This window comes from Streptomyces vietnamensis (assembly GCF_000830005.1).
In the GTDB taxonomy this organism is placed as follows: Bacteria; Actinomycetota; Actinomycetes; order Streptomycetales; family Streptomycetaceae; genus Streptomyces; species Streptomyces vietnamensis.
In genome coordinates, this window is the sequence record NZ_CP010407.1 from 7,045,570 (window position 1) to 7,069,338 (window position 23,769).

Below are 23,769 nucleotides of genomic sequence, written 5' to 3' on the forward strand. Positions count from 1 at the left end.
CACAAGTGGGGTGCCTCGGGTCCAGGGACGGACGGGGAGTGACTCCGATGGCTGTGGGTTATCTGGTGACCGCGGTGATGGCCGCGCTGATCGTGGTGTTCTGTCTGGTTCGCATCCGCGGGCCGAAGCCGCTCTTCTTCTTCAGTTACCGGCTCGGTCTGGTCTTCAACGAGATGCCGTTCGTCGTCCTCTACGCGCTGGCGGCATCGACGGCGCTCGCCTTCGCGGAGGGCGACATCGCCACGGGCGCCGACCGGGCGGCCGTCGGGCTGGCGTTCGCCTCGGCCGCGGGGCTCGTGGTGGTCGCCCGGCGCGGGATGCGGACGGCGTCCGTGGTTCGGCTCGCGCTGGACGAGGCGCTCGGCGCCGGTACGGGCACGCGCCGCCGGCCGCCACTGGCGCGCATTCTGCTCCGGCCGTTCTTCCGTCGCCGCGGTGACGTCAGGAGGGTGGGCAACCTCCGTTACGGGGACGGCGGCCGCCGCAACCTCCTCGACGTCTACCACCACCGCTCGCGCCCCCAGGGCGGCCCCGTGCTGATCCACTTCCACGGCGGCCACTACGACCGGGGCCGGAAGAACACCCAGTCGCTGCCCCTGCTCCACCGGCTCGCGAGCCAGGGCTGGATCTGCATCAGTGCCAACTACCGCCTGCGGCCCGGCTTCTCGCACCCGACGCATCTGATCGACGCGAAGAAGGTCATCGCCTGGGCGCGCGAACACGCCGAGGAGTACGGCGCGGCCCCCGGGGCGGCCGTGTTCGTGTCGGGGAGTTCGGCGGGCGGACACATGGCGGCACTTGCCGCCCTCACCCCCGACGAACCCTCCTACCAGCCGGGGTTCGAGGAGGCGGACACCTCCGTGACCGCCGTCATCGTGCTCAACGGTTACCTCGGGGCGTACTTCGACGGGGACCCCGCGACCTCGCCGGTGAACCTCGTCCGGGCAGACGCGCCACCGTTCCTCATCGCGCACGGCGACCTGGACGAGCTGGTGGAGACCGAGAACCCCAAGGCCCTCGTCGCCGCCCTGCGATCCGTCTCCACCTCGCCGGTGGTGTACGTCGAACTCCCCGGCGCGCACCACGCCTTCGACCTCTTCCACTCCTTCCGCTTCGAGGCGCTCATCGACGGCATCGAGGACTTCGCCACATGGGTGAGGGCGGGGAGGAAGTCGCTCTAGAGGTGCCCGACGCACCGGACCGGGTGAGGTCCTTCGCCTTGGCGGCTTGAGTCTCCCGTAAGGGGAGGCGCGAGGGTGGGGGCATGAACGGCGAGACGCTCTATTCGATCGGTGATCTGGCTCGGCGGACGGGTCTGACGGTGAAGGCCGTCCGGTTCTACGCGGACACCGGGATCGTGCCACCGACCGACCGCACCCCTGCCGGATACCGCCGGTACGGCCCCGATGCCCTTGCCCGCATCGAACTCGTACGCACCCTCCGGGAGTTGGGCGTCGATCTGGCCACGATCCGCAAGGTCATGGACCGGGAGGTCTCGCTGGCGGACGTCGCGGCGACGCACGCCCAGGCACTGGACGTGCAGATCCGCGTCCTGCGGCAGCGCCGCGCCGTGCTGACGGCGGTGGTCAGGCGCGGCTCGACCCCCGAGGAGATGGACCTCATGCACAAACTGGCACGCCTGTCGGAAGCCGAACGGCAGTCTCTGATCGACGACTTCCTCGGTGCCGTGTTCGACGGCCTGCGGGATCACCCCGCGTTCGCGGCGGTCATCCGCTCGTTGACCCCCGAGCTGCCCGACGACCCCGAACCCGATCAGATCGAGGCATGGGTGGAGCTGGCCGAACTGTGCCAGAACGAGGGTTTCCGCTCCACGCTGCACGGCATGGCCCGGGACCTGGCGGTCGACCGGGCCTCGGGTGATGCCACGGGCCTGCCCCGGATCCTCGCCGAAGCCGTACGAGCCCAGGTGACACCGGCACTTGAGGCCGGTGTCGCACCGGACTCGGCCGAAGCGGAGCCGATCGTCACCGCACTCGCGGCCCGCTACGCGCACATCCTCGACGGCCCGGCCTCCCAGGACACCCCTGCCCTCCACCGGCGCCTCGCCGCCCGGCTGGACCGGATGAACGACCCGCGCCGGGACCGGTACCTGTCCCTGCTGGCCGTCGTCAACGGCTGGCCGGCACCCGAGAGCCTGGCCCCCGCGCTCACCTGGACCACCGCGGCACTCCGCGCCCGGACAGCGCGGCGATGAGCCGATCACGCACCACGCCCGCCGCCACGAGGCCGGGCCACCCGGCTGACCGGAACCGGTTCCTCGCCGCCCGTCCCACCGCCACCGTCGCCATGATCCCGACGGTGCGGAACGGTGTCGTGGCCGGTCGGCGGGTTCAGGGCCGGCCGCGTCGCCGATGCCGCTGCAACGTGCGGGTTCGTCGGTACCGGCGCCGCCCGGCCGGGGAGCTTCCGCTCTTACCGACGGTCACCGGTCGTTTGCGGGTGAGACCCCGGAGCGGACGGATCCGGGCGGCGTCGCGGTGGCGGGTGCGTGGGCCGGAGGGGTGGCCGGGGGTCCGGAACGGGTGCGGGTCGGGGTGCGCCGGAGGCCGTCCGCACCCCCTGGGGACGAGCGGGCCGGACGGTTCGCACCTCCTCCGGGGGATTCCGGTCGAGGGGGATTTCCGCAGAGGGCGGAGGCGTGAGGACGTCTCCGCCCTCTTCCGTTCCCGCTCGGACGGAGCCCCTCCGAGCCGCGACGTCGACTTTCGGCCGATCATTCTCGGCCTGTCGCGCGAAGGGTAATACCAGACCGGCCCGCTCTACGGGTAAGTTTGTCAACTGCGCACCGCACATGAACGGTTGACGACTACAGTGTGTGGCTGATGATCACCGGTAGGCTCATCGCACGTCTGTATCAGTCCTCCCCCGTCTGTAGCACTCCTCCCCCGTAGACCCCCTGCAGTACGCCGATTCCTGGGCACGTACCAAGGACACTCATGTCTCAACTTCGCGCACCCGCCTCGCGGCCCGATCGACGCGAGGGCGGGCGGCACGGCCGGCCAGGCGCCCGCTCCGCCACCGGTACCCACAGCGACCCCCCGGCACAGACCTCCGCGCCGCTTCCCACGGAAGCCCGCATACGCCCCCAACTCCTGCGCACCTCAGTTCTCCCCGCCGTCGCGGTGGCCCTGGGCGGGGCGGCGGCCGTCCTCTTCACCATCCGCTCCACGGGAGCCAGCCCCACCCCCGGGCTCTGGGCCGCGCTCACCGGCGCCGCCGCCCTCACCGTCGCCTCCGTGACGGCCGCCGCGCTCGGCGCGGACCGGGCCGCCAAGGCCGTCCTCGACCGCTGCAACTCCCTGCGCCGCACCAGCGCCCGCGGCCAGAGCGAACTCCGGGCGATCGTCGAACAGCTGCGCAGGGGAGAGGGGCCCCCGCCCCGCCCCGCGCAGTCGGCCAACCCCGCCTCGGGCGACGAATTCGACCTGCTCTCACAGGAATTGACACGGTCCCACGAGGCCGCCGTGGCAGCCGTCGTGCAGGCGTCGCGGCTCTCCAGCAGCGTCGGAAACGAACAGAAGGTCGAGGTCTTCGTCAACCTCGCCCGGCGCCTGCAGTCCCTGGTCCACCGCGAGATCCAGCTCCTCGACGAGCTGGAGAACGAGGTCGAGGACCCGGAGCTGCTCAAGGGCCTGTTCCACGTCGACCACCTGGCCACCCGCATCCGCCGCCACGCCGAGAACCTCGCCGTGCTCGGCGGCGCCATCTCCCGCCGCCAGTGGTCGAATCCGGTCACCATGACCGAGGTGCTGCGCTCCTCCATCGCCGAGGTCGAGCAGTACCCGCGCGTGAAGCTCGTACCCCCGATCGACGGTACGCTCCGGGGCCATGCCGTGGCCGACGTCATCCACCTCCTCGCCGAACTCGTCGAGAACGCGACGCTGTTCTCCGCGCCGCACACCACGGTGCTGCTGCGCGCCCAGTACGTCACGGCGGGCCTCGCGATCGAGGTCGAGGACCGGGGCCTGGGCATGCCCGTCACCGAGCAGAACAAGATGAACGCCCTGCTCGCCGACCCCGACCAGGTCAACGTCGCGCATCTGCTCCAGGACGGCCGCATCGGACTCTTCGTCGTCTCGGCGCTCGCCCGCCGGCACGGCATCGCCGTACGCCTCCAGTCCAACATCTACGGCGGCGTCCAGGCCGTCCTCGTCCTCCCGCAGGGCCTCCTCGGCGCCGACCCCGAGGGCCTCGCCCAGCACGAGCGCAAGGCCGCCGCGACCGCCGGTTCCTCGGCGATCCCGCCCGGCCAGGTGCAGATGCAGCCGCAGGACAAGCCCGCGGTCCCGATGTCGGCCCCGATGCCGACGCCGACTCCGATGCCTGCGCCGGTCCAGGCCCCGGTCCAGGCCCCTGCTCCGGTCGCGGCCCACGGCCCGGCCCACTCGCAGGCGCCCGTGACCGCCGGTCCGAACGGGACGCCCGGCGTCGGCGGGACGTCCGGCACCGCCCCCGTACCCCCGTCCGTACCCTCGCCCTCCCCGGAGCGGGCCGCCGCCCGGTACGAGGAGGCCCCCACGCCCGGCTCGCACCCGTACCCCCGTACGAGCACGCAGTCGAACGGGTACGGAGACGCCGGTCCCGCCCCCGCGGTACCGGCGCAGCCGGTCGGCCCCGAGCACATGGGTCCGCCGGACTCCCTGCTCTCGCCGCTCCCCCCGGCCCCCCGTGCCGAGGACGACGGCCGGCCCCTGCTCCCCAAGAGGCGCGCACAGGAGCACATCGTCCCGCAGCTGCGGGACGAGCCCGTGACCCGCAAGGCCGAGGAGCACGCCCTGCACGACCCGGGTCTGATGGCCGCGTTCCAGCGCGGCATCAACCTCGCCGAATCCCAGCCCACCCCCCATGAATCGCTGCATGCCGGCGACGCGCACAAGGAGTAGATGCACCATGGCGAGCAATGTGCCGACCGGCCATTCCTCGGACCTCGACTGGCTGCTCAGCGGACTGGTCCAGCGGGTCCCGTACACCCGCAACGCCGTCCTGCTCTCCTCCGACGGTCTCGTGAAATCCGTCCACGGTCTCGACCCCGACGCCGCCGACCACATGGCGGCCCTCGCCTCCGGCCTCTACTCGCTCGGCCGCAGCGCGGGCGCCCGGTTCGGCGACGGCGGCGAGGTCCGCCAGGTGGTCGTGGAGCTCGACTCCACCCTCCTGTTCGTCTCCACCGCGGGCTCCGGCACGTGCCTGGCCGTCCTCGCCGGACGCGAGGCGGACGCCGCCGTCCTCGGCTACGAGATGGCGATGCTCGTCAAGAGCGTCCGGCCGTACCTGGTCACCCCCGCCCGGCAGGCCGCCGGCGCGGTGGGCGGTCTCGGGCAGTAGACGTGACGTCCCATCAGGAAGGACCCTGGCTCGACGACGCGGCCGGGCGGCTGATCCGCCCGTACACCGTGAGCGGCGGCCGGACCAAGCCGACCACCGCCCTGGACCTGCTGTCCCTGGTGATGGCGACCGGCTCGATGCCGCAGGCACACATGGGTCCCGAGCACAGCCTGGCCCTCGGGCTGTGCGACGGACCCACCTCGGTCGCCGAGATCGCGGCGCACTTACGGCTGCCGGCCGTCGTCACCAAGGTCCTGCTCTCCGACCTCGTGGACTGCGGGGCGCTGACCGCCCGGGCGCCCCGCTTCCACGCCAATCCAACCGACCGTTCCTTGCTGGAGGCAGTGCTCGATGGCCTACGACAACGGCTCTGAGCGCCACGACAGTTTCGCGGCCGACCCGTTCCCCACCGCGCTCAAGATCCTGGTGGCGGGCGGATTCGGCGTGGGCAAGACGACCCTCGTGGGCGCGGTCAGCGAGATCGAACCGCTGAGCACCGAGGAGCTGCTCACCTCGGTCAGCGCGGCCACCGACAGCCTGGAGGGTGTGGAGTCCAAGACGACGACCACCGTCGCCATGGACTTCGGCCGCATCACGCTCGACAACCGCCACGTCCTGTACCTCTTCGGCACCCCCGGCCAGGAGCGCTTCTGGTTCATGTGGGACGAGCTCTCCGAGGGCGCGCTCGGAGCGATCGTCCTCGCCGACACCCGCAGGCTCCAGGAGTGCTTCTCCGCCGTGGACTTCTTCGAACGGCGCGGGATCCAGTTCATCGTGGCGGTCAACGAGTTCGACGGCGCCTACCGTTACGAACCGGACGAGGTACGGGCCGCCCTCGACCTCAAGCCGGAGGTGCCGGTCGTCCTCTGCGACGCCCGGATCTCCAGCTCCGGCATCCGCACCCTGCTGACCCTCGTCCAGCATCTGCTCACCACCATCCCGGACACCGTGCCGAGCTACGGAGCAACGCCATGACCTACGACCCGACCGGTCATCTCCTGCTGACCCCCATCGACAAGGACGCGCCCGCCCGCGTGCAGCGGCTGCGCGAACTCGGCCTGGGGGAGCGGCCGGACCCGGCGTTCGACGATTTCGCCCACCGGCTCGCCGAAGTGACCGGCGCCCCGTTCTCCATGGTGAACTTCATCGACGAGAACCGGCAGTTCTTCGCGGGGCTTCACACCCCCGAGGGCACCCACTCCGGCAGCGACCTGGGCGCGGCCGCCGCGGGCGGCGGCGTCGGCCGCTTCATGGCCCGTGACCACGGCTACTGCCCGCACGTGGTGGTGCGGCGCAAGGCGCTCGTCCTCGAGGACGTCTGCGACTACCCGCGCTTCGCGGGGAACCCGGTCGTGGACGAGATCGGCATCCGCTCCTACATGGGGGCGCCGCTGATAGACCGTACCGGTGTCGCCCTCGGCACCATCTGCGTGGTCGACACCGACGTACGGCCGTGGGGGCGGGCCGGCCTGGAGACGATCAAGGCGATGGCGGCGGAGCTCGTGGAGCAGATCCACCGCCGTGAGGACGGCATGTTCTGACCCGTCGGGTCCCATGAACGCCCGGGAGCCCCGGTACGGCAGCCGCCGTACCGGGGCTCCCGGCCCGTGGGGGTGGGTGTCAGGCGTACACAGACTCCAGCGCCGGCGTGCGGACCAGCTCGGACAGCCGCTCCGACCAGCTGCCCTTGTCCTGGCCGAGCGCGACCTCGGCCAGCCGGAGGAGCTGGATGTCGGAGGTGCCGGCCGGGGCGAAGATGTGGTGCGCGTCACGGAGGTACCGCTCGATGGCCCGGTCCGTGAAGAGGCCGGCGGCGGCGTGGATCTCCATCGCGTTGCGACCGGAGTCGATCGCCGACTCGACGTTGACGAGCTTGGCGTTCATCAGCTCGGTGTCGCAGGAGAGGCCCTGGTCGAGCAGGTGCACGGCGTGGTACGCGGCCAGCCGGGCGGTCATCAGCCGGGACTGCATCTGCCCCAGCTTCAGCTTGACCGTGGGCAGGTCGTGGAGCGGCTTGCCGTAGCGGATGCGCTCGGAGGCGAACCGCGTGGTCTCCTCCAGGATCGCCTGGTGGATGCCGAGCGAGACGGCGGTGAGGTTGGCCCGGCCGTACAGCACGCTGGAGGAGTACGCGACGGCGAGGCCGTCGCCCTCGTCGCCGAGTCGGTTGGCGGCCGGCACCCGGCAGTTCTCGAAGATCAGCTCGCCGAAGCTGAAGCCGTGGAGGCCCATGGCCGGCTGCTGCGGACCGGTCCTGAACCCCGGGCGATCGGATTCGACCAGGAAGGCGGTGAGTCCCTTCGATCCCGGACCGGTCCTGACCACGACGCCGTGCAGATCACCGACGTGGCTGTTGCCGACGTAGACCTTGCTGCCGTTGAGGATGTAGTCGTCGCCGTCCCGGACCGCGCTGGCGCTCATGCCGAGGACGTGGCCGCCGGACTCGGGCTCGGTGACCGCGATGGTCGGCAGGCAGGCGCCGGCGGCGATCTCGGGAAGCCAGGTCTTGCGCTGCTCGTCGCTGCCGAAGTGGACGATCTTGGCGGTGCCCAGCTGGGAGGCCTGCACCATGGCGCCCATGGCGCCGCTGACCCGGGAGAGCTCCTCGATGATGATCGTCTTGGCCAGGTGGCCGGCGCCCATACCGCCGTATTCCTGGCTGATTGTCGCGCCCAGCCAGCCCTGCTCGGCGATCTTGCGGGACAGCTCGTGGTGGACCGTCCGCGAGGCCTCCATCTCGGCTATCCGTGGCCGAACCTCACGCTCCGCGAAGTCGCGGACCGTTTCCCTGAGCTCATGATGCAGTCGGCTGCTGAAGTAGCTGTCCATCCGAGTCCTCCCCTGCGAAACGCCTGCTCGGCGGGTTGTCCGAGCAGGTGGTGCATCGGCAGTGGTCCCGTCCCGAACAGGCCGACCGCTTCATGGTTCTTGATCTTTACGGAACGGATCAATATCGCCATGAAGTTTGTCCGAAACAGGTGCGGTTGACGATTGGGTCTGACTGTGTTTCGTCTGGTCTTGGCCTGCTCTAGCAGATCCCGAGTCCCTTCCCCATGGTCATCTTTTTGCCACACGCCAACGGCAACAAAGGTGCTGACATAGGGCGATGATCTCCCGGATGTCGCCACATGAGCCTCTTCCTCCCCAGAAGGGCGGCATTCCCGAAGCCCCCCGCCCCTCTTCCTGCCCAGGTGGCACCGCACTCCGTCCCGCCGGACCCCCTTTCCACGCCGCCGGAGCGGGGCGCGCGGGCGTACTCCGGAGCGCGGGGGCGCATCACGGAGAGTGAGCGCCGCACCCCCGGTGCGCCCTCCGCGTCCGGGCGCCAGGAAACGCGTGCGTGACCACCGGGGAAAGTGCGGTATTGTTCTCATGCGCGTCCGGCCAGGGGAAAGCCCAGGTCAGACGGGTATCGGGACGTGGCGCAGCTTGGTAGCGCACTTGACTGGGGGTCAAGGGGTCGCAGGTTCAAATCCTGTCGTCCCGACTGTGCGGAAACGCAGGTCGGAGGCCGTTCTCTCATCCATGAGAGGGCGGCCTTTCGTGCGTTCGGACGCGTGCTCGTAGCCGTGTGGTCCAACGCCCGGGCCGGGGCCGGTGGGAGGACCACCGGCCCCGGCCCGGGCGGGTACCGGCCTGTCACATCGGGTCGGGGAAGATGTCGCTGATGCTCCAGGCGACGCTGAAGCAGGGTACGAGGGCGTGGGCCTCCTGCTCGGTGTCCAGGGTCTGGAGCGCGAGGATCTGGCTCATGGGTGATCTCCTCTTTCTGTCGGGTCGTGTCGGTCGGTCACTGCACACCTCGGCACGGAGGCGTTCCCCGCCGTGCCGAGGGGGTCATGGGGCCCGTCCAAGTGACGTCAGGCGGCTGCCTGGAGTCGGGGACGCGCGTGGTGGTCCGTCAGGAGCGGGCCGGCCAGCAGGCGGTGCAGGGCCAGCAGGACACCGGCCCCGCCACTGGACAGGTCGGCGGTGAACCGCTGCGAACCCGCTCCGAGGAAGCGCACACCGCGCCGGTACGGGACTGCGTACTTCAGCAGGCCGGTCGCGGCGCGCACCGCGTCCCTGCGGGCGGCGTCCGTGCCGGTGAGCTCGGCGTGCCCGGTCAGGAACCAGCTCAGTCCGGCCAGCCCCCGGTACAGGCCCGCCTCCTTCGTGGCACAGGAGACCCGGATGCCGGCGACCAGCCGCGGCAGCGCCGCGGCGCAGCGCTCGTCCGGCGCGGTGGCCACGTAGCGGCTGAGCACCGCCGCGAGACCGGCCGCGCCCGTGGCCAGGTACGGCATGGCACGGGTGAGCTGCGCGTTGTCCGAGAGGGACAGGGTGCCGTCGTCCAGCGGAAAGGTCCGGTCGAGCTCCTGGTGGAGCAGCAGGCGGCCCGCCTCCAGGAAGCGGCCCTCGCCGGTGTCGCGGGCCAGGCGGTGCAGGAAGAGGGCGAGCCCCGAGCGGCCGTGCAGCAGGCCGCGGGCGTCGTGCTCGCCGAGGGCGGCCGGCAGGTCGGGGGTGCGCAGCAGGCCTTCCCCCGCCGCGGCGGCCCGCTCCAGGTGACTGCTCTCCCCGGTCAGCCGGTGCAGGGCGAGCCAGCCCAGACCGACCCCGGCCCGCCCGCCGGCCAGGGTGCCGCAGGAGGCGGTGAGCGGGTGGCCGTCGGCGTCCCGGAGCAGGTCGACGGCCTCGTCCAGCCGGCCGAGGCCGGCCAGCACCCGGGCGATGCCGGCCGAGCCGACGAGCAGTCCGGGGGGCAGTGCGTCGCGCAGCGCCAGCGTGTCGTGGCGCAGCCGTTCGCGGATCTCCTCCGGCACCGCGGCCCCGGCGCGGTGCAGGGCGTGCACCACCCCGGCCGTGCCGTAGGCCAGGCACACGTTGTTGGTCCGGAACGCCTCGGGCGACGGCGGGAAGGCCCAGTCCGGCCGACCGGCGTCGGCCATCTCAAGCAGTCCCGCGGCCACCTCCTCGGCCAGCCGGGTGAGGCAGCCGCGCGGATCGGCGTCCAGCTCGACGGGGGAGGGCAGGCGGTCGGGACCGTCCTGGTCCCGCGGCCGGTCCGCCCGGTCCTCCGCCAGGTGGAAGGCGGTCGCCCGCTGCCACAGGTCCTGCGGCGGAGCCACGTCCGCCAGATCGCGGCGCAGCAGTGCGAGGTTGGCGGGCGCGTGCTCGGCGACCTCGTTGAACGGCGCCAGGAAGGCGAGCGCGACCGCCGACGTGCCGTACCGGTCCTGCAGCAGCGGATCGGTGTCGGCCCGGCGCAGGCCGGGCGGCGGCGTGAACCCCGGAGTGCCCATCCCCGACGGGGCCGCGGACAGCGCCGAGGCCGCCTCGAAGTCCACGAGACGGACCCCGCCCGACGGCGTGACCAGGACGTTGCCCAGACTGAGGTCACCGAACCGGTAGCCGGCGGCGTGCAGCCGCTCGAGCGAGGCGTCCAGCGCGGCAAGGAGGCGCCGGCACGCCTCGTAGTACGCGGCGACGGACCCGGCCGTGCGGTCGGCGCGGGCCAGCGGGGAGGACCGGCTCAGCCAGCCCACCAGCGGCTGCCCCGCCACGTACTCGGTGACGAGGAAGTCGTGCTCCCACTCCGTGAAGTGGTCCAGCGGCTCCGGGCCCACCCCCGGGGCCGCCGCGTGCAGCTCGCGCAGCACGTCGTACTCGTGCCGCAGCCGCTGCCGCGCGTCGGTCCCGTCGAAGACCAGGCCGTTGTGGGCACGGGCCTCCTTGAGGAAGACGGTGCGGCCGGTCCGCCGGTCGAGGGCCCGATAGGCGCCGCCGGCGTTGCTCAGGCGCACCGCGCGGGTCACCTCGTAGTCGCGGATCAGGATCGGGCCCGCGTGCGGCTGCTCCTCCTGCTCGACGAAGGGGTCCGTGATCCCCGCGGGCAGGTGGAAGGCGGGCAGCCGCGAGTCCACGACCTCGCGGCCGGAGCCGTCGCGGACCATCCCCTCCCGGGTCCCGTCGGCCCGGAGCCGGCTGCGGGCGCCGTCGAAGGAGCCGTAGCGGTAGTGGACCGTCCGCGAGTCGCGGAAGCGCCGGTCGGTGAGGACGTACGGCCCCTCCTCCCCGTCGAGCGCGTCGCGCAGGCGTTCGAGGAGTCGGCGGGCGGTCGCCGTGTCCGGTGGGTAGACGGCGCAGAACTTGCCCGCCTGGGCACGCACGGCGTGCTTGTGATGGAGGAACAGGAAGAAGAGCCGGGCACTCAGGTGCTTGAACGGCACGCCTTCGGAGAAGCAGATCCCGGCGACCGTGTCGAGCACGTGCTGCGCCCGGTCGAGCCGCGCCGACACGTGGATCTTCCAGCCCTGCTCGGCGAGCCCGGTCCGGGGACCGCCCCAGACCGTCCAGATGCCCTGGGCGGAGCCGCGCACGCCCGGCGGCACCTCGCCAGGAGCGAAGCGCGGACCGGGGTCGGCCGTGCTGGACAGCGGCAGGTAGTACTCCCGGTCCGCGAGCGCCTCGCCGAAGCCTTCGAGCACGGGATCTCCTCACAGGGGGGTGGTGGGCCGCCACAACGGTCTCGCGCGCCGGACGCCGGGACCGGCAGGTGCGGAGGCGGTTCGGGCGGCGGTATGCGACCGGTCGGGTCCGACTGCCTCGACCGTGTCGGCGGACGACCGTGAGCGGGCTCGGCCCGGCCGCGCGTGAGCCGGCGTGCTCGTGAAGACCGCCCCGTAAATGTGGAGGAGGTCTGGGAACTCCGTGAGTCTTCCGTCGGCGAGTCGGGTGCGAACTCGGGGCGAAGGGTCTTTCATGTCCGCCCGACTCACCAGTAACCACTACCTGACCTGCGGAAACGCAGATGTGTTGAGCCTGGTGCGGTGCACGTGGGGTGTTCGTTCGACCGGGGTATGGTCTGCCCCGTTCACTCGATCGAGTGAGGAAAGAGGGGGGCGACGCCGCTCCTTCGGGCCCCGCGAGACGGCCGGCCCAGGACGAAAGACCGACCGCAGACGTTCGAGGCGAGGCAGACCGATGGAAGTTCCGGCCACCGCTTCGGCCGCCGGCGACCGAACCGATGGGGGCGTGGGCGGCGGAGGCTGGTTCACGCGAGGCCCGGGCGGGGCGACGTCGGCACCCACACCCCCGACCGGCCACGAGTCCGGCCCCCGATCCGCACCGCCGAACGGCCACGAGCCCGGCCCCCGATCCGCACCGCCGAACGGCCACGAGCCCGGCCCCCGATCCACACCACCGAACGGCCACGAGCCCGTGTCCCGCTCCGTACCGCCGCAGCGGGTGCACTCGGAGCCGCCCGCCGCGGGCAGGGACGACACCTCCGGCACGGCGCTGCTGCGCCGGACGATGGCCGAGATCGAGCCGATCGCCGACACGGTCACCTCGTACTTCTACGCGCTGCTCTTCCTCCGCCACCCCGCCCTGCGGGCGCTCTTCCCCGCGGCGATGGACACCCAGCGCGACCGGCTCTTCAAAGCGCTGCTCACCGCAGCCACCCACGCGGACGACCCCGTCACCCTGACCACGTACCTGACCCACCTCGGCCGCGGCCACCGCAAGTACGGCACCCGACCCGAGCACTATCCGGCCGTCGGCGAGGCCCTGATCGGCGCCCTCGCCCGCTACGCGCCGTCGACCTGGGGGCCCGGGGCCGAAGCCGCGTGGGTCGCCGCCTACACGACCATCTCCCAGATCATGATCGACGCGGCGACCGAGGACGAACTGCGCGCGCCCGCCTGGTGGCAGGCGGAGGTGGTCGCCCATGACATGCGCACGAAGGACATCGCGGTCGTCACGGTCCGCCCCGACCAGCCCTACCCCTTTCTCGCCGGGCAGTACACCGCCCTGGAGACGCCCTGGTGGCCGCGGGTGTGGCGGCACTACTCCTTCGCCTCGGCCCCCCGCTCCGACGGACTGCTCTCCTTCCACGTCAAGGCCGTACCGGCGGGTTGGGTCTCCAACGCCCTCGTCCACCGCGCCCGTCCCGGCGACGTCGTCCGACTCGGTCCCCCCGCCGGCTCCATGACGGTCGACCACACCACCGACAACGGGCTGCTCTGCCTCGGCGGCGGTACCGGCATCGCGCCCATCAAGGCCCTGGTGGAGGACGTGGTGCAGCACGGCCGGCACCGCTCCGTCGACGTGTTCTACGGCGCCCGCAGCAACAACGACCTGTACGACTTCGACACCATGATGCGACTGCAGCAGTCGCACCCCTGGCTCTCGGTCCGGCCGGTCGTCGACGACGGTCCCGGCGGCCTGCCCGGGGGACTCCCCGAGGCGGTGCGCGAGTACGGCGCGTGGCACACCCACGACGTGTACCTGTCCGGCCCGCCCGGCATGATCCGACGCGGCGTCGACACCCTGCTCGGCATGGGCGTCCCCTCCCGTCGCATACGGCACGACTCCATCGAAGGACTGGTCGGGGCAACGACGTGAGCACTTTCGAACAGGCGGGGCAGCGGCGGACGCCGACGACGCCCCTGCGCACCACCCGCCCGGGCAGCGACGGCGAACACCTGGTCCAGCAGCGCCTGGGCACCACGGAGCGCGCCGACCGCTTCTACGCCGAGCAGGTCCTCGATCGACTCAACCCGCTCATGCGGGAGTTCGTGGCCCGGCAGGAGATGTTCTTCCTCGCCACCGCGGACCGGCACGGAGAGTGCGACAACACCTTCCGTGCCGGCCCGCCCGGCTTCCTCCACGTCCTGGACGACATGACGCTCGCCTACCCCGAGTACCGGGGCAACGGCGTCCACGCCAGCCTGGGCAACATCGAGGAGAACCCGCACGTCGGCGTCCTCATGGTGGACTTCCTCCGCGACCGCATCGGGCTCCACGTCAACGGCCGGGCCGCGGTCGTGGCCGACGAGGACATGCGCCGGGCCCACGCCACCCTCGCGATCGACCCCGTACCCGGCCGACGGGCCCGCGTATGGGTGGTGATCACCGTCGAGGAGGCGTACATCCACTGCGCCAAGCACATCCCGCACCTGCAGAGGGTCCCCGCGCGCGGCTCCGGCCGCTCCTGGGGGACGGACGACGTGAAGCGCAAGGGCGGCGACTTCTTCGGAGCGGCCGCCGAAGCACCGGAGCGGGGCCCGTTCTTGCCCCCGCCCCGTGCGAACGCGGCGAGTTGGCGGGCCGAGGCGGAGCGGGTCCTGGCGAGGGCGGTACGGCACGACCCCGGCACAGGCACCGGTGCGCGCGCTGCGACCGGATCGGCGGCCGGTGCGCAGAGCTTCAGCGGCTGGTTCAGCAGGAGTACCCCCGCCTGACCACATGCCCTACGGGCGTGAGGCCGAGCGCACCCGTCGGGGGCCTAGGACACCAGGCCCTGGCCCTCCAGCTCGGTCAGTCGTACGGTGCACAGGCCGCCGCGCTCGTTCGTCACCTCCGTCACCTTCAGCTGGGTGCCCGGGGCGAGGATGTACTCCTCCTCGCCCGTGAACGCGGAGAACCGACGGATGCCCACCGCACGCGCCGGCGTCACCTCGAACAGGGTCCGCCGGCCGCGGCTGCCCAGGAAGGCCCGCGCCACGCTGGGCTCGGACGTGCACGAGGAGACACCCCACCACGTCACCGTGCGGCCGAGGGGATACTGGGAGCGCAGGTCCAGGGCCACGCCGCGCCACAGGGGTCGCGTCTGCGCCGGCAGGTCGGCCACGGCCGAGAACAGCAGGCGCAGGTACGGCAGATACGGCTCGAGGCGCTCCCGGTCCGGGGACCGCAGCACGGCGTTGATCTCGCGGTAGAACGCCGACTCGCACGTGTACAGGTACAGAGCCGAGATCGCGTCCGCGGACAAGCCGGTCTCCGCCTCCGCCACCTTCGTCTCCGCGAACCGGGTCGACCGCTCCACGTACCGGTCGAGGTTCGCGAGCACCTTCGTCACCGGTTCGACCGCCTTCCGGAAGTCCATCACCGGCGTGTCGAACACCCCGGTGATCGGCGGCAGGACGAGCCCCTCGTCCTTGACGCTCGTGAGCCGCTCCAGATAGAGCTGGTGCAGCTCCATCGTCGACGCGATGAACGCGCCCATGCGCTCGGAGCCGGCCGCGTCGGTCGTGTGCCGGTCCCACCCCTTGCTCGGCAGCCAGTCGACCGGCTCGGCCCCCACCGCCGCCAGGGCGTCGTTCACCTGGGCGAAGTGGTCCCCCTCGCAGAAGACGTCCCCCTGCGCGGCCGGATTCGCGTGGTCCAGGTGCCGGACCTCGACCCCCGGGTACTTCTTCTCGAGCCGCTGGACGACCCTCTTCAGGCTCCGGGCGTGCGCGCCCCACCAGGCGAACACCACCCCGCGGTCCGCCTCGTCGGCGTCCTGCTTCGCCCGGAGGATCTCCTCGACGATCTGCTCGGCGACGGGCCGCCAGAAGGACGTGTGCCGGTCGGTCGGCACCGCCCCGTCCGCGCTCGCGGTGAGGGACGCGTTCAGCAGGAGCACGCCCTGGGTGAGCATCGCCTGGAACCACTCCGGCGGCTGAACCGTGTCCTCCTTCTTCAGCAGGGCCCGGACATCGGCGATCGGCGTCTTCTTCGCGATGCCGTACTTCCACATCGCGGCCGCCTTGATGATGCAGCGGATGCTGACCACCCGGCCGAACTGGCTGTCCTTCCAGTCGTGGAAGGTGTTGTCGAACATGGCGATGCCGGTGGCGCTCTCCGCCCGCGGGTACGGGTTCTGCCCGAAGGCGACCACCTTCCACTTGTGCGGCGGATGCGGCTTCAGCGCCTGGAACGTCAGCTCGCGCACCGGCACCACCTCCGGGCTCCGCTTCGGACCGATGAAGGCGGTGGCCCCCGGCTGCGCCTCGATCACCGGGGCGAGCAGCGGCAGCCACGGCTCACCGCCGCCGGCGAACAGCTCGGCCAGTCCCAGCGGATCCGACGGCGCGGCGGGCGAAGCCTGCTCCGGCACCTTGATCCGCACCCGCTGCGCCGGCCCCGCACCCTCGATGTCGTCCAGCTGGCCCAGTACCGCCGCCCGCAACTCGTCGTAGTCCGCGAACCCGTGGTCGTGGAACAGGGTGTAGCCCGTCCACATCAGATTGGCACACACCTGCGCGGGCACCTGCCCCGTCCGCGAGCCCATCCCGACGAGGGCCACCGACCGGATGCTGCCGGGCTTCGCCAGGTTCTGCAGGTGCACCGCCTGGAAGGCGGCCGCGCACGCCAGCGCCACGTTCATCGTGTCGCTGATGTTCTGCGAGGACTGCCGCATGGTCGGCGTCGAGATCAGATACCGCGGCACGGCCGCCCCGGAGGGGACGCACACCGCGCTGCCCACCGGCAGGCTTCCGCCGAACCGCTCGCGGATCGCCCGCTGCACCCGCACCTGGACACCGGCGCCGAGGTGCCGCTTGACGACGGCGTCGACCCCTCCGTCCATCCGGCCCCGGGCATTGGTGGGGGACACCCACGCGTCGACGTCCACGTCGAGAAGAGAACCCTGCCGGATCTCGACCCCGGGCGTGTCCGCGAACGCGGACTTCCAGGCCGCCACCACCTCGTCGTTGACGTCGACGAGGACGACCTTCAACGCACGCTCGACACCCACGATTTCCCCCTCTTCGTGCACTCTTCCGAACGTTCTCGAAGCTATCGCCCCCCACTGACAACGCCCGTGAGCCGTGTCTCACCGGGCCGCTCCACCTTGCTATGCAACTCGTTGCATAGCAGGATCGGGCGCATGGCGCTCGACCACGCGATCCTCGTGTCCCTGCTCGAGAAGCCCGGATCCGGCTACGAGCTGGCCCGGCGCTTCGAGCGGTCCATCGGATACTTCTGGACCGCCACCCACCAGCAGATCTACCGCGTGCTCAAGCGCATGGAGAGCGACGGCTGGGTGGACGTCCGGGACGTGCCGCAGCAGGGGCGCCCGGACAAGAAGGAGTACTCCGTCGCCGGGCCCGGCCGGGACGCGCTCTCCGCCTGGCTGCACGAACCGATCGAGCCCGAGAGCGTGCGGCACGACCTCGCGGTGAAGATCCGGGGAGCCGCCTTCGACGATCCGGCCGCACTGATCGGCGAGGTCGAGCGGCACCGGCAGGCGCACACGGACCGGCTGGCCCACTATCTCGCGGGCGAGGCGCGGGACTTCGGGGAACCGTCGGCCGGTCCGCTCGACGCCGAGCGCGAGCTCCAGCACGCCGTGCTGCGCGGCGGCATCGCGTACGAGCGGATGATGCTCGCCTGGCTCGACGACGTCCTCGCCACCCTCGCCCGGTTCGAAGCCGCCCGCTGAACCGGGCCGTACCCACCCCTCATCCTTGAAAGGCGGACGTCATGGCCGACCCGCTGCTGTTCAACCCGCACACCTACGACCCCGCGCACTTCGACCCGGAGACCCGCCGACTCCTCCGCGCCACCGTCGACTGGTTCGAGGCGCGCGGCAAGCGCCGGATCATCGAGGACTACCGGACCCGCGCCTGGCTCGGCGACTTCCTCGCCTTCGCCGCGGAGGAGGGGCTCTTCGCGACCTTCCTGACGCCGTCCGCCGCCGCCGGTGAGGGCGAGGGCGACAAGCGCTGGGACACCGCCCGCATCGCCGCCCTCAACGAGATCCTCGGCTTCTACGGCCTCGACTACTGGTACGCCTGGCAGGTGACCATCCTCGGCCTCGGCCCGGTCTGGCAGAGCGACAACGCCGCCGCCCGCGCCCGCGCCGCCGAACTCCTCTCCCAGGGCGAGGTGTTTGCCTTCGGCCTCTCCGAGAAGTCGCACGGCGCCGACATCTACTCCACCGACATGCTGCTCACGCCCGACGGCGACGGCGGCTTCCGCGCCACCGGCTCCAAGTACTACATCGGCAACGGCAACGCCGCCGGGCTCGTCTCGGTCTTCGGCCGCCGCACCGACGTGGAGGGCCCCGACGGCTACGTCTTCTTCGCCGCCGACAGCCGCCACCCGGCGTACCACCTCGTCAAGAACGTCGTCGACTCCTCGAAGTACGTCAGCGAGTTCCGCCTGGAGGAGTACCCGGTCGCCGCCGAGGACGTCCTGCACACCGGCCGCGCCGCCTTCGACGCCGCCCTCAACACCGTCAACGTCGGCAAGTTCAACCTGTGCACCGCCTCGATCGGCATCTGCGAGCACGCGATGTACGAGGCCGTCACCCACGCGCAGAACCGCATCCTGTACGGCCGGCCGGTCACCGTCTTCCCGCACGTGCGGCGCGAGTTGACCGACGCGTACGTCCGGCTCGTCGGCATGAAGCTGTTCAGCGACCGCGCCGTCGACTACTTCCGCACCGCGGGCCCCGACGACCGCCGCTACCTCCTCTTCAACCCGATGACGAAGATGAAGGTGACCACGGAGGGCGAGAAGGTCATCGACCTGATGTGGGACGTCATCGCCGCCAAGGGCTTCGAGAAGGACAACTACTTCGCCGAGGCCGCCGTGGAGATCCGCGGCCTGCCGAAGCTGGAGGGCACGGTCCACGTCAACCTGGCGCTGATCCTGAAGTTCATGCGCAACCACCTCCTCGACCCGGTCGCGTACGAGCCCGTTCCGAGCCGTCTGGACGCGGCCGACGACGCGTTCCTCTTCCGCCAGGGTCCCGCCCGCGGTCTCGGCTCGGTCCGCTTCCACGACTGGCGCCCGGCCTACGACACGTACGCCCACGTGTCCAACGTCGCCCGCTTCCGCGAACAGGCCGACGCGCTCTGCGAGTTCGTGCTCAAGGCCGCCCCCGACGAGGAGCAGAGCCGCGACCTGGACCTGCTCCTCGCCGTCGGCCAGCTCTTCGCGCTCGTCGTCCACGGGCAGCTGGTCCTGGAGCAGGCCGCCCTGACCGGCCTCGACGAGGACGTCCTCGACGAGCTGTTCGCCGTCCTCGTCCGCGACTTCTCCGCGCACGCGGTCGAGCTGCACGGCAAGGACTCCGCGACCGAGCAGCAGCAGCTCTGGGCGCTCGGCGCCGTCCGGCGCCCCGTCGTCGACGAGGCGCGGTCGGAGCGCGTCTGGCAGCGCGTCGAGGCGCTGTCGGGGGCGTACGAGATGACGCCCTGAGCGAGCCCCTGACCGCCCCTGCCCGCCGCCCTCTCCGGGTCGGCGGGCAGGGGCGGTCGCGGTGTCACGGCTTGGGCAGGGTGCAGCCCGCGCGGTTGAGGTCGATCACGTTGCCGGGGCCGATGCAGGGGACGATGATGTACGTCTCCTGGGCGTAGTTGATGCCCTGGCGGACGGTCACGGCGCCGCTCTCGTCGATCTCGCACGGGTTGTTCACGGTGCAGCTCTCACCGTTCTCGTTGCCCGTGTTGTTGACCGCGACGACCTTGCCGGTGGCCGTGTCGATCACGGGCGAGCCGGAGGTGCCGCCGATCGTGTTGCACGCCGAGGTGTAGCGGACCGAGTCCTTCCAGGTCCAGTCGCCCTCCTTCATGCGGTAGACGAAGCCGTCGACGCTGCAGTTGTAGATCCGCTTCCAGTACCCCGAGACCACGCTGATCGACGAACCCTGCACCGGGTGGGCGTCGTTGAGGGTCAGGGCGCTGATGCCGTACGTGCTCTGTATCTGCGCGTACGTCTTGGTCAGCTGGTAGATGGAGATGTCCGTGTCGGTCATCGTGCCGTACGCGATCTTGCTGGCGCGGAGGGTGCCGACGCCGGTGCCGGCCGAGTTGAGCAGCGTGAACGAGCGGGTGGAGCGCTTGTTCATGACGACCTGGCCGGGCGTCGGGAAGCCCGTCTCCAGGCAGTGCCCGTTGGAGAGGACGAGCGCGGGGTCGCTCGGCAGGGAGCTGGGCGTGCGGACGACGGAGCCGGAACAGTTGCTGAGCGCGACCGTTCCCGCGAAGTCGACGGCGGCCACGGCCGGTGCCTGCGCGACCGTCTCCCGGGGTGCGGAGGCCGCGGCCGGGACCGCCGCCGCTCCTGTCAGGAGCAGGGCGAGCAGGGCGCCGGCGAGAGGCTTCTTCATGTGGGGGTTCCCCTCTGAATGACCATGCAACCGAGAATCCTTCGGTTGTCATGTGCATTCTTGGAAGGGAGGTGCCCAAGTGGCAAGAGGGCGTGCGGCGTTGAGGGGAGGCGCGTGTGTCAAGCGGGTCGGCGAGATGATCACTCGTTCGTGAGTTCCGCCGTCGTCCTCGCACGTCAGGCGCAAGGCTGGAAGGAGTGACGTCGACGTTGCGGGGCCGAGGGAGTGGGTGTGACGCGAGAGACGGGATCCCATGGGGGCCTGGACGAGCGGGCGGTGTTATTGGCGGCGGGTCTCGCGGATCTGGCGGTGAGCACGCTGGGGTCGGGACTCGGACTCGTACGGGGGCTGCTGAGGCGCTCGGACGCCGCCGAGGTGGCGGCCGAGGCCGAGCGGGACCTGGAGGCGCGCGGCCGCCTCGTGCTCGACCGGTACATGTCCCCGCCCCCCGCCCACCTGGAGGTCCTCGCCCGGCACGTCCTCGCGCGGCGGGCCGGCGACGGTGGCTGAGCGGTGGGAGTCGGCCGCGTTCAAGGCGCGCGTCGACGAGGTGCTGCGGAGTCATGCCGCCGAAGAGGCCGACCGGTTGACGGCGGTGGACCCGGCGCTCGGCCCGGTGGCGGAGCAGCTGGAGGCGGCGGTCGCGGACGGCAAGCGGCTGCGGGCGGCGTTCTGCTACTGGGGCTGGCGCGCGGTGGGACAGCCCGACAGCGAAGCGCTGGTGCGGGCGGCGGCCTCCATGGAGCTGGTGCACGCGGCCGCCGTCGTGCACGACGACCTGATCGACGACAGTCCGCTGCGGCACGGCCGGCCCACCGCTCACATCGCCCTGCGCGCCGCGTTGGAACACCACCCGCGGGCCGCCGCCGGGGCCAGGTCGCTCGCGATGCTCGTCGGCGACCTGCTCATGTCGCTCGCCGGGCAGCTCTTCGTCACCAGCGGCCTGCCCGCCGCCTACCTCGGCCGGGCCCGCCCGCTCTGGGCGGCGCTCGCCCGGGACCTCGTGGCGGGGGAGTGCCTGGAGATCCTGCACACGGGGGCCGCCCCGGACACGACGGCCTCGCTGAAGATGATCCGCTACAAGACCGCCAAGTACACCGTCGAGCAGCCCCTGCTGATCGGCGGCGCCCTGGCCGGGGCCGGCGGGCGGCTGCGCGAGGGCTACTCCGCGTACGGAGTGCCGCTGGGCGAGGCGTTCCAGCTGAGGGACGACCTGCTGGGCCTGTTCGGCGACCCGGAGACCACCGGGAAGGCCGGCGCCGACGACGTCCGCGGACACCGGCCCACGACCCTGCTCGCGGAGACCTGGCGGCTCGCAGGGGACGAGGACCGCGGGCGGCTGCGCGAACTGCTCGGCCGGCCCGAGTCCGACGGGGCCGCCCTGGAGGCCGTACGCGAGGTGATGCGGCGGCTGAAGGCACCCGACCGTGTCGAGGCCCTGATCGCCGAGCGGGTCGAGGAGGCCCTGCGCGCCCTCGACGAGCTGAACCTGCCCGCGGCCCCCGCCGCCGCGCTCACCGCCCTGGCGCACTCGGCGACGGTCCGCCGTTCCTGAGCACCGAGAGAACGAGGAGCCTTCCCATGACCCTGACCGACGCGTCGATGGACGCCCTGCGGCGGGTCGGCGACGAACTCGCCGACGCCACGGTCGCCACCCTCTTCGAACGCGGGGAGGTGGGCACGTTCAACACCCTCATGCGGTACGTCTCCACCGCGGGCGCCCCGCTCCCGGACGGGCTGCCCGACGTCGCCCGGGAGTACCTCCACGTCACGAGCGCCCCGCCGTCCTGGGTCGACTGGGCGGAGATGGAGAAGGCCCGGCTCTTCTTCATCGACAACAACGTGCACATCTCCACCGCGCTCTCCTTCGCCTCCATGCCCGCCTGCTACCTCGTCCCGCACGTGGCGAAGCTGCTGTCGGCGACGCACGGTCTGAAGTACCCCTCCAAGCGGATGGCGGAGACCGGACAGTTCACGGTCCACCTGATGCAGCCCGACGCCTTCGAGGCCGGCAGCCGCTTCATCCCCGCCGCGCAGAAGGTCCGCCTGCTGCACGCCTCCATCCGGCACCACCTCCGGCGCGAGAACCGCTGGGACGTCGAGGCGGCGGGGGTGCCGATCTGTCAGGAGGACATGATCGGCGGGCAGATGTTCTTCTCGATGCTCGTCCTCGACAGCCTGCACCGCCTCGGCATCCACATGTCCTCCGAGGGGGCCGACGCCTACTACTACGCCTGGCGCGTGGTCGGCGCCATGCTGGGCGTCGACCAGGACGCCGTCCCCAAGACCCTCGAAGAGGCCCGCCGCTTCCTCGACCTGTACATGATCCGGCACATGGGGCCGTCCCCCGAGGGCGTCCAGCTGACCCGGCAGCTGATCGACCTGTACGAGGAGGTCGTCCCCGGCACCTTCTTCGACCCGATCGTCTCCGCGCTCATCCGCTACCTCGTCGGCGACACCTGCGGCGACTGGCTGGACGTCCCCCGCACCCCCTGGGACACCGTCGTGAAGTCCGTCCCCCACCTCCTCGGCGTCCTGGAGACCATCGAGGACCGCTCTCCGCTGGGCGCCTGGGCCCTCGACCGCCTCGGCCACCTCACCACCGTCCTGGAACTCTCCTCCCTCACGCGCGGGCGCGTCATGCACTACGCCATCCCCGAACACCTCAAGAAGGACTACGGCGTCCCGGCCGGACCGCCGCGCACCCACCGCTGGACCCCACCGGCGGCCACCGTCTCGCCGTAACGCCCCCTCACCCCGCTGACCACCGGAAACGAGGGTGAAGAGCACCCCGGAAGCCTGGTAGATTGTTCTCTGTCGCCGCGGGGGAAACCCCGGAACGACAATCACACCTAGTCCGGGTGGCGGAATGGCAGACGCGCTAGCTTGAGGTGCTAGTGCCCTTTATCGGGCGTGGGGGTTCAAGTCCCCCCTCGGACACAAGACATGCACCACGTGGTGGTCGGGATGGATCCCGGCCACCACGTGGCGTTTTCGCGTGTCGTCACAGGGAATCGGGGGTGGCCGATGAGTCCGGGTGATCCGCGCCGTACAGCGGTCGGAGTCCTGCTGCTGATCGCGCTCGTCGGCGGCTGCGCCGGAGCGGCCGAGCCGCCGGCCCGCACGGCGTCGCAGCAGGCGCCGGAGATCGAGAGGGACCGGAAGCCGGTGGAGAGGCGGTTCCCGCAGTTCGGGAACTTCACCGGCGTCGCATGGGCGGCGGCCCCCCTCGGTACGGCGGATTCCCGGGTGCCCGGGCCCACCGACGTACGGATGTCCGGTGTGGTGACCCTCGCGAAGGCGGACGTCCGACGGCTGCTGAAGGAGTACCGCTGGGTGCCCGCCGAGGAGTTGCCGGACGTCCTCGGGAGCGTCGAGCCCCGGGTGCCCGCGGGCGCGGCGTGGCGGACGAGCGAGGCGTTCACCTCGGCGGTCACCGGGGAGGCCTACTCGGCTTCGTTCTTTCTCGATCCCGTGGCGGGGGTGATGGTCTTCGACGCGGTCGATCCGACGGCTGTCGAAGGCTCCTGACCTCGGCCGCGTCCCCGACCGGACGG

The 23,769-nt window shown here is 71.6% G+C and carries 19 protein-coding genes and 2 tRNA genes; 17 read left to right on the forward strand and 4 right to left on the reverse strand.

Translation table 11 applies throughout. The annotated features are described in order from the left end of the window. Positions 1–47 precede the first annotated feature (47 nt). The 7 genes from SVTN_RS31730 to SVTN_RS31760 all read left to right on the forward strand — a co-directional run bounded on the left by SVTN_RS31730 (position 48) and on the right by SVTN_RS31760 (position 6,887). On the forward strand, positions 48–1,181 hold the full coding sequence (locus SVTN_RS31730; RefSeq protein ID WP_041132182.1) for an alpha/beta hydrolase: 1,134 nt from the start codon (positions 48–50) through the stop codon (positions 1,179–1,181). Between the two features lie 83 nt (positions 1,182–1,264). Then, positions 1,265–2,215 carry a MerR family transcriptional regulator gene (locus SVTN_RS31735; protein ID WP_041132183.1) on the forward strand — a complete coding sequence of 317 codons (951 nt, stop codon included), beginning with the start codon at positions 1,265–1,267 and terminating at the stop codon, positions 2,213–2,215. 742 nt (positions 2,216–2,957) lie between these two features. Next, positions 2,958–4,904 carry an ATP-binding protein gene (locus tag SVTN_RS31740; RefSeq protein WP_041132184.1) on the forward strand — a complete coding sequence of 649 codons (1,947 nt, stop codon included), beginning with the start codon at positions 2,958–2,960 and terminating at the stop codon, positions 4,902–4,904. A gap of 7 nt (positions 4,905–4,911) precedes the next feature. Beyond that, the gene (locus SVTN_RS31745; RefSeq protein ID WP_041132185.1) at positions 4,912–5,346 is read left to right on the forward strand and encodes a roadblock/LC7 domain-containing protein; all 435 of its coding nucleotides are present in this window, start codon (positions 4,912–4,914) and stop codon (positions 5,344–5,346) included. Positions 5,347–5,348: 2 nt separating this feature from the next. Then, a complete protein-coding gene (locus tag SVTN_RS31750; RefSeq protein ID WP_041132186.1) occupies positions 5,349–5,720 on the forward strand; it encodes a DUF742 domain-containing protein in 372 nt (123 codons plus the stop codon). Further along, positions 5,698–6,321, forward strand: a complete 624-nt coding sequence (locus SVTN_RS31755; protein ID WP_041132187.1) for a GTP-binding protein — start codon at positions 5,698–5,700, stop codon at positions 6,319–6,321. Before SVTN_RS31750 ends, SVTN_RS31755 begins: the two co-directional genes overlap by 23 nt. Beyond that, entirely contained in the window at positions 6,318–6,887 is a 570-nt protein-coding gene (locus SVTN_RS31760; protein WP_041132188.1) for a GAF domain-containing protein, read from the forward strand. The genes SVTN_RS31755 and SVTN_RS31760 overlap by 4 nt, the downstream gene beginning before the upstream one ends. 79 nt (positions 6,888–6,966) lie before the next feature. On the opposite strand, the gene SVTN_RS31765 is transcribed toward SVTN_RS31760, so the two are convergent. Beyond that, a complete protein-coding gene (locus SVTN_RS31765; protein ID WP_041132189.1) occupies positions 6,967–8,175 on the reverse strand; it encodes an acyl-CoA dehydrogenase family protein in 1,209 nt (402 codons plus the stop codon). A 584-nt stretch (positions 8,176–8,759) separates the two neighbouring features. Here SVTN_RS31765 and SVTN_RS31770 point away from each other — a divergent pair. Continuing rightward, positions 8,760–8,833 (forward strand) — tRNA-Pro (locus SVTN_RS31770). A 373-nt stretch (positions 8,834–9,206) separates the two neighbouring features. On the opposite strand, the gene lanKC is transcribed toward SVTN_RS31770, so the two are convergent. Further along, on the reverse strand, positions 9,207–11,813 hold the full coding sequence (gene lanKC / locus SVTN_RS31775) for a class III lanthionine synthetase LanKC (RefSeq protein ID WP_041132190.1): 2,607 nt from the start codon (positions 11,811–11,813) through the stop codon (positions 9,207–9,209). Positions 11,814–12,309: 496 nt separating this feature from the next. On the opposite strand from lanKC, the gene SVTN_RS31780 reads away from it, so the two are divergent. Next, on the forward strand, positions 12,310–13,731 hold the full coding sequence (locus SVTN_RS31780) for a globin domain-containing protein (protein WP_078908577.1): 1,422 nt from the start codon (positions 12,310–12,312) through the stop codon (positions 13,729–13,731). Then, complete coding sequence (locus SVTN_RS31785) at positions 13,728–14,570, forward strand: pyridoxamine 5'-phosphate oxidase family protein (RefSeq protein ID WP_041132191.1); 843 nt, start codon at positions 13,728–13,730, stop codon at positions 14,568–14,570. The genes SVTN_RS31780 and SVTN_RS31785 overlap by 4 nt, the downstream gene beginning before the upstream one ends. A gap of 44 nt (positions 14,571–14,614) precedes the next feature. Here SVTN_RS31785 and SVTN_RS31790 read toward each other — a convergent pair whose 3' ends face one another. Beyond that, on the reverse strand, positions 14,615–16,849 hold the full coding sequence (locus tag SVTN_RS31790) for an ADP-ribosyltransferase domain-containing protein (protein WP_078908578.1): 2,235 nt from the start codon (positions 16,847–16,849) through the stop codon (positions 14,615–14,617). A 132-nt stretch (positions 16,850–16,981) separates the two neighbouring features. Between SVTN_RS31790 and SVTN_RS31800 the strand changes: the two genes are divergently transcribed. Together SVTN_RS31800 and SVTN_RS31805 are read left to right on the forward strand one after the other, a co-directional pair. Continuing rightward, on the forward strand, positions 16,982–17,536 hold the full coding sequence (locus tag SVTN_RS31800; RefSeq protein WP_041132192.1) for a PadR family transcriptional regulator: 555 nt from the start codon (positions 16,982–16,984) through the stop codon (positions 17,534–17,536). Positions 17,537–17,577: 41 nt separating this feature from the next. Further along, positions 17,578–19,302 carry an acyl-CoA dehydrogenase family protein gene (locus SVTN_RS31805; protein ID WP_041132193.1) on the forward strand — a complete coding sequence of 575 codons (1,725 nt, stop codon included), beginning with the start codon at positions 17,578–17,580 and terminating at the stop codon, positions 19,300–19,302. Positions 19,303–19,366: 64 nt separating this feature from the next. Here SVTN_RS31805 and SVTN_RS31810 read toward each other — a convergent pair whose 3' ends face one another. Next, positions 19,367–20,212: a S1 family peptidase gene (locus tag SVTN_RS31810; RefSeq protein ID WP_041132194.1), complete on the reverse strand. Its 846-nt coding sequence runs from the start codon at positions 20,210–20,212 to the stop codon at positions 19,367–19,369. 231 nt (positions 20,213–20,443) lie between these two features. Here SVTN_RS31810 and SVTN_RS31815 point away from each other — a divergent pair, with 231 nt between their 5' ends. The 5 genes from SVTN_RS31815 (at position 20,444) to SVTN_RS31835 (ending at position 23,743) form a co-directional block, all read left to right on the forward strand. Further along, positions 20,444–20,722, forward strand: coding sequence for a hypothetical protein (locus SVTN_RS31815; RefSeq protein ID WP_041132195.1), 279 nt, complete (start codon positions 20,444–20,446; stop codon positions 20,720–20,722). Further along, the gene (locus SVTN_RS31820; protein WP_041132196.1) at positions 20,715–21,767 is read left to right on the forward strand and encodes a polyprenyl synthetase family protein; all 1,053 of its coding nucleotides are present in this window, start codon (positions 20,715–20,717) and stop codon (positions 21,765–21,767) included. The genes SVTN_RS31815 and SVTN_RS31820 overlap by 8 nt, the downstream gene beginning before the upstream one ends. Before the next feature lie 26 nt (positions 21,768–21,793). Further along, a complete protein-coding gene (locus SVTN_RS31825; protein WP_041132197.1) occupies positions 21,794–22,957 on the forward strand; it encodes an oxygenase MpaB family protein in 1,164 nt (387 codons plus the stop codon). A 110-nt stretch (positions 22,958–23,067) separates the two neighbouring features. After that, a tRNA-Leu gene (locus SVTN_RS31830) sits at positions 23,068–23,152 on the forward strand. Between the two features lie 87 nt (positions 23,153–23,239). Beyond that, on the forward strand, positions 23,240–23,743 hold the full coding sequence (locus SVTN_RS31835; RefSeq protein WP_052499402.1) for a hypothetical protein: 504 nt from the start codon (positions 23,240–23,242) through the stop codon (positions 23,741–23,743). The last annotated feature ends 26 nt before the right edge of the window (positions 23,744–23,769 follow it).